The following is a 9746-nucleotide window of genomic DNA, read 5'->3' as shown; positions in this document are numbered from 1 at the left end:
CCGACACCGCCAAACTGTCCGCGACTTAATGAAACAGCTGTCCGCGACTTAGCGGAATCACTGTCCGGCTTTTGCGAAATGCGCAGCTGGTGCGATGGAGGACCACTGCTGGCGAAACCTTACGATCACACGCTGCTTGTCAATTGATCAACCGCCTGCTCAGCACGCGGGAGCGTCTTCGAGATAGGGGAGCCGCTTGAGAGCAGTGACTAACGAGCCGGAGGAGTGTGCCCGGCACGAGTAGGGGGTCGGGCGGAGCATCGTGCCGGGCCTGGGCAATCCCCAGCAAGCGTCGGCTCCATGCGCCTATCTCAAAAGGTGACCGTCACAACGACAATATCCGTATAGGTGCCGGACGGCGGCGTCGACCATCCGCACCGCTATTTGAGACTGTAGTGCACCCTGCCAGAGATATGCTCGATATCAAAGGCCCGATGGCCAATGCGTTGCTTGCGAATGATCGCTGAATGCCAACCTGATTCTGTTTCATACCCGTCACCTCAACTGACAATAGTGCAGGCTAGATGGGGATACGGCGCGAAACAAGGGAGCGCCTCTTCTTTGGTTCGGCCGATCGCTTCTAGTCAGCAGCCGCGGGCCAGCCGCATCGCCTGCAAAGCCAAATCGTACGTGATAGGCTGATCGCGCAGCCATGGTCCGAACTCGCCATGAGGCACTGACGCCTTGACCGCGAGCATCCTCTTGCCGAGTGCGATCAGTTCCTCGCGGCTGCGCTGGCGCTTGGTGAAGCCCTGCCGGCCCTTTTCAGCCTCGCTGGCGTCCGCCTTGGCCATCCGGGACCGAATAGTCTCCTTTGCGTTAGCGAGCTCTCCCGGAGGCGCCGGTAAGGATCCCAGCTAGCGCATGCCCCTGTTGAACGCGGCCGCGCAGCTCATTGACGATCGCCATGTATGCGCCGAGCGGGATCGCGTCGAAAACCTCGAGCACGGCGGCCATGCCCTGCTCCACTAGGTCCGGACCGGCCAGCAGCAAGTCAGAGACGGCCGTCAGGCTGCTTTCTTCGGTGAGCGCGTGGTTCGCCGCGGCCCTCAGCCAGGACACACAGGACCAACCGTGCATGCTCAGCGCCATGATTGTCGATCAGCCGGCGCATGGAGCCGACGGCGCGCGTCTGGCCTTCCTTTCGGATAGCGGCCCTTGGGGACGATCTCTACGTGGAATTCGCCACAGAGCGCGTCAACTCGCGGGTCGACGTAGAGTGCAGATCCGCGGCTCCAGCCTTCTCGCGCAAGCATTCGGCGTCTCCGCATGATCGACGCACGATGTTTGCACAAATGTAATGGCCGCTGCAAGAGTGATGCACGATGGACAGTGGTGGGGCACGCGTTGACGAGATGTCAAGCAGTCAGGATTTTCGCTTCCTTGGCGGCGTTGAGAAATGCCACGCGCGCTACCTCCGGTGCGCTGCCGCCGCCGAGCACCTTCATGCACGCCATGCGAGCCTGGATGCGGCGCCCGGTTTCTCCAATGGGCCAGCGGTAAAGCAGCATTTCGGCGGCTTCGCGGGTGCTCGAAACACTGACTTTGCCCGAGGACAGCAAAACGGTCACGGGCTCTTCGAACGTGCCGACGTCTCGTTCGCAGGTCATATGCTGGTCTCCTTTCGCAATCTCCCCAAGACCTTACGGGTGAACCATCCGTTCCGTTGCGTCACGTTTGGCCCGGTGGGCGAACATTCTGTGAGGATGGGACCTCGTCCAGAGCGCGGGCTTGATCGCTCAGACTAGACTCGCCAACCCGTTGCGGTCCTCAAATGGCGAGAACCGTCCTTATCGTTACGAGCCCGCTATGCCTTGGTCAGTTGCCGGCGCTGATATCGGAAACGAAGCGCGGAAGGGCACTCTGCCGCCCAGAGTAACCGGCCTGCACGGTGAAGACGAGAAGGACGCTCTTCCAAGCGCGGAGTTCGAATCCTCCCTCACCGCCATAAGTCATTGTTTACATCAATAAAAATACAAGAATAGGTTGGGCGTCCGCCATAAAGCCCGGCTACCGAAAACGGGTATTCGCGGCACGTCAGCTTACGACACAAATATGCGGGGTTGATGGTTCGACCTGGGGGATGGCAGAGATCAACTTCGGCCTCGCTAAGCGAAGTCGTGGGGTTCATGCGACAGCGGAATCAGGATACGCGACGAGCACCCCGTGCCGGGTCAACCTCGCCGTCGGGAAGTACCGATCGGTGCGGAACCAAGCGGATTCACGCTTGTCGGCAGCGGACGCCGGCGGTGGCGGTCAGCACCCGAGCAGGCTCCTCATTAGCGAGACAAACGTCCAGAGCGGAGGCCAATCTTGGCACGCGACCGCGCCATCCTGAACGACCGCTCTCCTCGGCTTAGTCAAGCATACCTGCGGAATGAAGCGCCTGGCCTGTGACAAATGAATCTCTGCTGGACCGCCGATGATATGGGGAGCCGCTCGCAAATCGCGCCCTACGCGCGGGTTGATCGGCGCTAACTGTGACGGCGGTGGTCACCGTGGCTCGAGTGTCAGCAGATGTGGTAAGGTTGAGTGTCGGCGAGTAGCAGAGGTCCAGCAACAATGACTTTGAGGCGAACCAGAGCTTACGGCGCATCCGGCTTGGTTCTAGCGGTTTGCACTGTGTTTGCTTGGCAGAACGCCACTGCCGCTCAAAATTGCGACGCAGCCGCGACGCCTGGCGTCAATTGGCACGAGTGTGACAAGAAGCTTCTCATCCTAGAAGGACAGGACCTGAGCGGGGCGAACCTGTTCGGTGTTGATTTCACTTCGACCGACCTCAGGAACAGCAATCTCGTTGCCGCAAATCTTGAGAAGGCAACGCTTGTGCGTGCTTCCCTGGCCGACTCGACCGCCAAAGGCGCCCGGTTCGACAGAATCGAGGCCTACAGGACCGACTTCAGCCGTATGGACGCGCAGGGCGCTGTGTTTGCGAGCGCGGAAATACAGCGCTCGAATTTCCAGGACGCCAATCTGACCAATGTTGATTTCACAAAGGCAGAATTGGGGCGTGCGCAGTTCCATGACGCCGATATCAGCGGCAGCCGCTTCTCGTTTGCCAATCTCGCACGGGCGGACTTCCGGGGAGCGACGTTCACCGCGCCGATAGACTTTGACCGCGCCTTTTTCTTTCTGACCCGTATCGAGGGCGTCGACCTTTCCAATTCGGTGGGTCTGTCCCAGTGGCAGCTCAACATGGCTTGCGGAGACGCCCGGACCGAGTTGCCTTCTGGCTTGACGAGGCCTGAAGATTGGCCCTGTCAATTCCAGCAGGAATAGTTGTCGGCAAGCGAACTGCGGCAATGCTGCGCCCGACAGGATGAAACTGAGAACCCCTATGTCATCGTTTGCGCTATATAACTTTTGCGACAGCCGGGAGCGGATGAATGGAATCGGGCCGTATTTCTCCCACTACCCACGCGGTCCGAGGCGGCAGAAATGGGGCCGAGCAGACCGTCCGCTGCTAGGGTACCCAGCACGCGAGCGGACATGCGAGAGCTCGGTGCGAAGGTCCGGGATCAGGCCCATTGCGGACGTACGTGTTGGTTCGCCTGTTGGCGCTGAAGCGCCCATTTGGGCCGCTAGCCGCAAATGTGCGGCGGCTCAAAAAAGCCGATTGTCATGCGCCAGCGGAACGCTGTGACAAGCGAACACCAGCGCCGCCACCGTTCTCTGGAATGAATTCGATCCCGGCCGCTTCAGGCTCGCTGGGATGCAGCTGCCGAGGAGGCTGGTTACACCGCCGCGCTCAAGGCCGAGTGCGAGGCTGGCGACCGGGCACAGGATCTGCTGGAAGCGTTCTCAACGACCCCCGCTACGACTCTCGCCGGTGTGGCGGGCAAGCTCGATGCCGTGTTGCGCGAGGGCGAAGCCTGGGAGGAATGCTCCGTGTTCCCTTGGCCGCAAATCCGCTCGGCGCTCAGCGATCTGGTGCTCATCGCCGAGCAGACGATGCCGGAACAGTTCATTCGCGGCGAGCAGCGTCGCAAGCTCGGCAAGCGGCGGGCTGGCTGCTGTTTCCGCGCCTGAAAGACGAAGAAGGAGGCGAGCTATGAAGCCCATCCAACCCAACTTCCGGCTTCAGCCGAGAACCCCTCAACTTGCGCGAAGCGTCTGCCTCACGTCACCCTTCAACCGCCAGGAATTGCCAGCACAGAGCACTCTTGCGGCATCTCACCATCCGGCGGTGAGCGATCCCGATCTGCTGGATGCCTTCAACCGCGATGCCGCCGTGCACAAATGGACCGTGGCCTGAAGCTGCAGAGGCAGCGACAGCCCTGTGGGGAAAGACAGCCGCAACCGCAATCGCCTGGGGCGCCGTGTCGGCGCGTTGCGACGGGCGGACACAGGAGTATCGATTCTGGTTTCGGGTATTCGCCCATCTTCAAGCGGGTTCGCCCAATGCCGTGGCGGAAGCAGCGTCCGGCAAGGCTCGTCCAGACTCTTCCCGATAGATGGGGAGATTATGTCCGGCAAGAGAACTGCCCGCTAGTCGAGACGAAGCCGGACCGAAGCCAGCCCGTCAAGGCCAGAGCCGCTTCGCGGTGGCGCGTGCCGCGCCAGCCTTGACCGGCAGTTTTCGGCCCGGCGGACGCTTTGGACGCAGGCAAGCCTCCGGCACGAGCGATGCCGCTCCAACCCTCAGGGTGCACTACTCCGGCAGTTCGTCGCCCTTGATCGGCACCTTCCCTTTGCCGGCCCGCTTCAGGATGTCCAGCGCCTTGGGGATGTCGGCACGGGCAGCGCGTTCCTGAAAGTAGCTTTCCGTGCGCAGCGCCGAAAGCTTCTCGGCGACTGCCACATTGATGAACTGATTGAGCGGCACGCCTTCGCTCTCCGCCACCTTGCGCGCTTCATCGAGAAGCGAGAGCTGAAGCCGCAGTGCGAAATTGCTTCTCCTCATGTCTTTCTCTCCAATCGTCTCAGCGCCTCACCAGGCGACAGGACCATGATACCGAAGCGCTCGGCCACCTTGCCGAAGTCGCGTAGGTTGAACGTCACTATAGCATCCGCCCGTCCGTTGACCGCCGCTTCCAGCACCATGTCGTCGTCCGGGTCGCGAACGGCGGGTCGCCAGAGGAAGACAAGGCGAACGGGCTCGGCGACGGCCGCCACGGCATCTAGCAACGCGTTCACATCCTCAGCCGACAGGCCGGAAGCCTCAAGGTGCTCGGGCCTTGTCATGACCGCCTGGTACTCGATCATCAACGTCACCGAAGCGATGAGCGTCAGCCGGCGTTCCAAAGCCGCCACCAACAGTTGGCGCGAGGCTCCAGCGTCACTTCGGATCGCCGCCACCATGGTCGCCGTATCGAGAAGCAGTCTCATGCAAGCATATTGGATATCGCGTGCGATATTGCAATAGGCTCAAGCTTTGACAATTTGGCTTGGTTTCGGAATTCCCAAATCGCAGCGCGCAAGTATTTGCACGCCACCGTACGGACCGCGCTGCAACTGAACTTGTCTTGCCGATCATCACGCCGCTCAATGCCCTTGATCTACACAGAAGAGCGAGCATGCCATGGTGGACGAGGCCAAACCTGGGAACGACAGCGCAAGCCATGATTACAGTGCTGACACGTCGGCACCAGACATGGCTGAACGAGCCGTCCTGTCGATCGCCCGTTTGTTGGGTCGGCGGGTTGCTCGGGAGCATTTCGAGGAATTGCCGGCGGCCAACGACAACAAAGTTCATCCTCCTGAGAAAGCACCGTCAGAAGGGGAGGGTGGGGATGGCGGCGGCGGACATTAGCAACAGAGGCATAGGAGCGGTCCATGACCCGTGTCGCGCTGTATGCTCGTTACTCATCCGACAACCAGCGCGAAGCCTCTATCGAGGATCAGCTGCGGCTTTGCCGAGAGCTCGCGGCCAGGGAGAAGTGGACTGTCGTTGGAACCTATGCCGATGCCGCCCTATCCGGCTCAAGCATCATCCGTCGACCAGACATCCAGCGGCTTCCCGCCGATGCTCAAAGCGGGCAATTTGAGATCGTTCTAACCGAGGCACTCGATCGCTTGTCACGCGACCAGGAAGACGTAGCCGGCCTCTTCAAGCGGCTGCGCTTTGCCGGTGTCAAGATCGTCACTCTCTCTGAGGGCGCCGTGGACGAACTGCACGTGGGCCTGAAAGGAACGATGAACGCGTTGTTCCTACGCGACCTAGCCGCCAAGATCAGGCGGGGCCAAAGCGGCCGCATATTGAACGGCTACAACGCCGGCGGCCTCTCCTACGGCTATCGCGTGGTCAAAAAACTCGATGAACGCGGCGAACCGATCCGCGGTCTGCGCGAGATCGATGAGGATCAAGCCGAGGTCGTGCGTCGGATTTTTCGGGAATTCGCGGCTGGTCAATCGGCGGGTACGATAGCTGCAGGCCTCAACAGGGAAGGTATCCCATCACCCTTTGGGGGTGCGTGGGGCGCCTCGACCATCAATGGCAATCTCAAGCGGAGAAGCGGCTTTCTCTACAACGAAGCCTATATCGGGCTGCTCGTCTTCAATCGTCTTCAAATGCGCAAGGATCCCGAGACTAGGAAGCGCATCTCGCGGCCGAATCTGCCGGAAACCTGGCAGGTCGTTGAAGTGCCGCATCTGCGTATCATCGACGATGAGCTATGGGATGCAGTGCAAGCCCGCAAGAAGCTTTATGGAGGCATGAAACTCCATCACCGCCGACGGCCGAAGCACATGTTCTCGGGGCTCGTGCGGTGCGGCTGCTGTGGCGCTTCCTATACGGTGAAGAACAGGAACCAGCTTGCTTGTGCCGCGCACCGTGAGAAAGGCACTTGTACCAATAACAGAACGATCCGTGTTGGCGAGCTTGAGAAGCGTGTGCTGGAAGGCATCCAGCGGCGCTTGCTGGCGCCAGATGCCATTGCGGGCTTCCTTGCTGAATATCATGCTGAGCATAAGCGACTGAACGCCATGAACCGCGAGCGGCAAAGGGAAGTCGAAAGGCGGCATGCCGGCATCGACAGGCAGATCGCTAACATCGTCGATGCCATCGCTGAAGGTGTCGCGACGACCAGCATGAAATCGAAGCTACTGGACCTCGAGCGCGAAAAGGAGACTCTAGCCCGAGAGCTTCAGGCGATGGCGGCCGCGGAAAGCATTGTGGAGTTTCATCCGGCTGCGGTAACGGTTTACCGTCGGCAAGTATCCGAGCTCCAGGACGCGTTGCAATCCGACGAGTGTGAGCGGCACGAGGCGGCGAGGATCATCCGCTCACTGGTCACGGGGATCGAGATCATTCCGACGGAGGGTAGGGGACAGGTTGAGCTGAAAGTTCGCGGTGCGCTGGCGGAGCTTCTCAACCTGCCAAATCGTAAACCAGGAACAGCGCCTAGCGCTGCAGTGATGGTACCGGGAGAGCGCTGCCGCCTTCCCCACACTCATCGAACTCCCAGTTCCAATTTCGCTGCTGCGGCTGAGCGAGGCGCGCTATCCTAATTGCGGCCTGGCGGGTGACGGCATGGGGCCCAGAAGCCGACGTTCACGAAAGTGAAGTCAAGTTTGGACAGCCCCATCAATTTCCAATGCGATACGCATCAGCTGCTCGATAAAGTCGCTAACTACTCTCGATGGACGTCGGTTGGGTGGCAACAACAGAAGGGTTCGGAAGGAGATTCCCGGGAGAAATGGACGGAGGCTGAGGTTTCCGTTGAGATAGGGAAGGGCAGTTAAAGGATTGACCATTCCGCATCCAAGCCCCGCATTGACCATCGAGCAGATGGTGGTGGAATAGGGGGTTTCTAGAACCACTTTGGGCTTGATGCCGTGATCAGCGAAGATGGCCTCTGCTTCCCGTCTCGTAGTGTCCTCCGGAGCCAACGCGATGAAGGCCTGCCCATGGAGATCGGCGGGACGGATCACTTCCCTCTCCTCTAGCGGATGGCCCTTGGGCATGGCGATCGCGACCCGGTAGTTCCGGAATGGGTGGGCTTCGACGCCCGCAAGATCGATCTCGTCCGCCGCCAGGCCGACGTCGAACTGGCCGGAGGCGACGAGTTCTTTGACTTCCGAGGATAGCCTTGCCTGAAAGGTGATCGCAACGTCAGGGTGACGGTGTTGAAATGCCTTTAATGCCTTTGGCATTACATTCGTACTTAATGCGGAGAGACTTGCGATCCGGATTTCCCCCGAACCGAAGTCGCGAATCCGCGCCGCGGCCCCTTTCAAATGGATGAGGCCGGAGAATGAGGTCTCCACTTCCCTGAAAAACAGGTTGCCTTCTGCCGTCGGCGACATCCGTCCTTTGATGCGGTGGAAGAGCGCGAAACCGATGTCGCGCTCCAGTTCTTGGACGGCCTTGCTCACCGCAGGTTGTGAGATGCGTAGTATCTCCGCGGCGCGTGAGGCGGTTCCAATCGTCATCACGGCGTGGAAGACCTCGATCTGGCGAAGATTCATGGCGCACCTATAACCTGAGAGAATAGCACATCCCGATCTTGATATTGGACGGAATAGGTTTTGTCATGCTGTAACTGTCTCCAACACATGAGGAGCAAGCATGAACGATCTCACCCAATGCGTTGTGACCCCCAAAGTCAAAACAGACGGCTTCGAGGCTCTGGGTGCAGCCGTCCATCGGGCTTCGACGATCGTATTCGCGGATGCCGCAGCCTACGCCACTCGCGGCCAGCGAGGGCCTGACGGCTATTCCTACGGCCTCTACGGCACCCCGACGACGCGTACACTGGAGCAAAAGATCACTCAGCTCGAGCAGGGTCACCGGACGCTTCTCGCGCCATCGGGCCAGGCCGCAAACGCAATCGCAATGCTCGCCGTCCTCAATGCCGGAGACAAGGTACTGGTGGCGGACACGGCCTATCCCCCGGTCCGTGATTTTGTGAACACCGATCTGGCAAAGTTTGGCGTCCGAGCGGAGTACTACGATCCCACTTCGCCCGAGGGGCTCGAACGTCGGATCAACGGGAACACGAAACTGGTGTGGTGCGAGTCCCCCGGTTCGACGACCATGGAAGTCCAGGATCTGCCGCGGATTGCCGAGATCGCGCATCGGCACGGCGCGCTCGTCGGATTCGACAACACCTGGGCGACCCCTCTTAACTTCAAGCCCCTCGTACATGGGGCCGACATCGTGACCGAAGCGCTCACCAAATATATCTCGGGCCATTCCGACGTGCTGATGGGATCGATCACGGTGGCTTCCGAGCAGCTTTTCAACGCGCTCAAGGCGACTATGGGGCGCGCCGGGATCGGCGTTTCCCCCGACGACGCCTCTTTGGTGTTGCGGGGCATGGAGACTCTTGGCGTGCGAATGAAACACGCGCACGACGGCGCGACGGCGATGATCAACTGGTTCCGCGGCCACCCAGCCGTCGAGCGTGTGCTCTACCCCGCCCTGCCGTCTTGTCCCGGGCACGAATTCTGGAAGCGCGACTTCCTCGGCGCGAGCGGAGTGTTCAGCGTGGAATTGGTTCCCGAAGCACTGCTGCACGTGCCGGAGGCCCTCAATACGCTAGAGACGTTCGCCATCGGCGCCTCGTGGGGTGGGACACGCAGCCTCGTTGCCCCCATGCCCGTGAAGAGCAACCGCTCCGCGACGACCTGGAGTGGGCAGGACCTCCTTCTGCGGTTCAGCGTGGGGTTGGAATCGCACGACGATCTCATGGCCGATCTCGAGAAAATGTTGGCCCAAATCCAAGCACGGATCGACGACGAGCGGTTCGGCAAAGAAAACATCCGGCAATCAATGCTGTGAGTGAACACAAAAAGGGGAATGA

At 60.3% G+C, this 9746-nt stretch carries 13 protein-coding genes; 7 read left to right on the top strand and 6 right to left on the bottom strand.

From position 1 onward, the window contains the following. Positions 1 to 584: 584 nt before the first annotated feature. From NKI63_RS21380 to NKI63_RS21370, 3 genes are all read right to left on the bottom strand, one after another. Positions 585 to 794, bottom strand: a complete 210-nt coding sequence (locus NKI63_RS21380; protein ID WP_352466276.1) for a hypothetical protein — start codon at positions 792 to 794, stop codon at positions 585 to 587. Positions 795 to 819: 25 nt separating this feature from the next. After that, positions 820 to 1092: a PDZ domain-containing protein gene (locus NKI63_RS21375; protein ID WP_352466277.1), complete on the bottom strand. Its 273-nt coding sequence runs from the start codon at positions 1090 to 1092 to the stop codon at positions 820 to 822. 266 nt (positions 1093 to 1358) lie between these two features. Continuing rightward, positions 1359 to 1571, bottom strand: coding sequence for a DUF982 domain-containing protein (locus NKI63_RS21370; RefSeq protein WP_352466278.1), 213 nt, complete (start codon positions 1569 to 1571; stop codon positions 1359 to 1361). Between the two features lie 991 nt (positions 1572 to 2562). Here NKI63_RS21370 and NKI63_RS21365 point away from each other — a divergent pair. The 4 genes from NKI63_RS21365 to NKI63_RS30765 all read left to right on the top strand — a co-directional run bounded on the left by NKI63_RS21365 (position 2563) and on the right by NKI63_RS30765 (position 4454). Continuing rightward, positions 2563 to 3279, top strand: a complete 717-nt coding sequence (locus NKI63_RS21365) for a pentapeptide repeat-containing protein (RefSeq protein WP_352466279.1) — start codon at positions 2563 to 2565, stop codon at positions 3277 to 3279. Positions 3280 to 3831: 552 nt separating this feature from the next. Next, the gene (locus NKI63_RS21360; protein ID WP_352453312.1) at positions 3832 to 4029 is read left to right on the top strand and encodes a hypothetical protein; all 198 of its coding nucleotides are present in this window, start codon (positions 3832 to 3834) and stop codon (positions 4027 to 4029) included. A 22-nt stretch (positions 4030 to 4051) separates the two neighbouring features. Further along, on the top strand, positions 4052 to 4255 hold the full coding sequence (locus NKI63_RS21355) for a hypothetical protein (protein ID WP_352453311.1): 204 nt from the start codon (positions 4052 to 4054) through the stop codon (positions 4253 to 4255). After that, on the top strand, positions 4209 to 4454 hold the full coding sequence (locus NKI63_RS30765; protein ID WP_502898602.1) for a Y4oE-related protein: 246 nt from the start codon (positions 4209 to 4211) through the stop codon (positions 4452 to 4454). The genes NKI63_RS21355 and NKI63_RS30765 overlap by 47 nt, the downstream gene beginning before the upstream one ends. A 197-nt stretch (positions 4455 to 4651) precedes the next feature. Here NKI63_RS30765 and NKI63_RS21350 read toward each other — a convergent pair whose 3' ends face one another. Together NKI63_RS21350 and NKI63_RS21345 are read right to left on the bottom strand one after the other, a co-directional pair. After that, entirely contained in the window at positions 4652 to 4903 is a 252-nt protein-coding gene (locus tag NKI63_RS21350; RefSeq protein ID WP_352466280.1) for a toxin-antitoxin system HicB family antitoxin, read from the bottom strand. Beyond that, entirely contained in the window at positions 4900 to 5328 is a 429-nt protein-coding gene (locus NKI63_RS21345) for a putative toxin-antitoxin system toxin component, PIN family (RefSeq protein WP_352453315.1), read from the bottom strand. Before NKI63_RS21345 ends, NKI63_RS21350 begins: the two co-directional genes overlap by 4 nt. A gap of 193 nt (positions 5329 to 5521) precedes the next feature. On the opposite strand from NKI63_RS21345, the gene NKI63_RS21340 reads away from it, so the two are divergent. Continuing rightward, positions 5522 to 5752 (top strand): hypothetical protein, encoded by a 231-nt coding sequence (locus tag NKI63_RS21340; RefSeq protein ID WP_352466281.1) that lies wholly within the window; start codon positions 5522 to 5524, stop codon positions 5750 to 5752. 23 nt (positions 5753 to 5775) lie between these two features. Continuing rightward, positions 5776 to 7449 (top strand): recombinase family protein, encoded by a 1674-nt coding sequence (locus NKI63_RS21335; RefSeq protein ID WP_352466282.1) that lies wholly within the window; start codon positions 5776 to 5778, stop codon positions 7447 to 7449. A 57-nt stretch (positions 7450 to 7506) separates the two neighbouring features. On the opposite strand, the gene NKI63_RS21330 is transcribed toward NKI63_RS21335, so the two are convergent. After that, positions 7507 to 8409 carry a LysR substrate-binding domain-containing protein gene (locus NKI63_RS21330; RefSeq protein ID WP_352466283.1) on the bottom strand — a complete coding sequence of 301 codons (903 nt, stop codon included), beginning with the start codon at positions 8407 to 8409 and terminating at the stop codon, positions 7507 to 7509. Between the two features lie 100 nt (positions 8410 to 8509). Here NKI63_RS21330 and NKI63_RS21325 point away from each other — a divergent pair, with 100 nt between their 5' ends. Next, positions 8510 to 9724 carry a trans-sulfuration enzyme family protein gene (locus NKI63_RS21325; RefSeq protein WP_352466284.1) on the top strand — a complete coding sequence of 405 codons (1215 nt, stop codon included), beginning with the start codon at positions 8510 to 8512 and terminating at the stop codon, positions 9722 to 9724. Positions 9725 to 9746 lie beyond the last annotated feature (22 nt).

Origin of the sequence: Mesorhizobium sp. M0410 (assembly GCF_040321435.1) — a bacterium.
In the GTDB taxonomy this organism is placed as follows: Bacteria; Pseudomonadota; Alphaproteobacteria; order Rhizobiales; family Rhizobiaceae; genus Mesorhizobium.
This window is presented reverse-complemented; position numbering and strand designations above follow the sequence as displayed.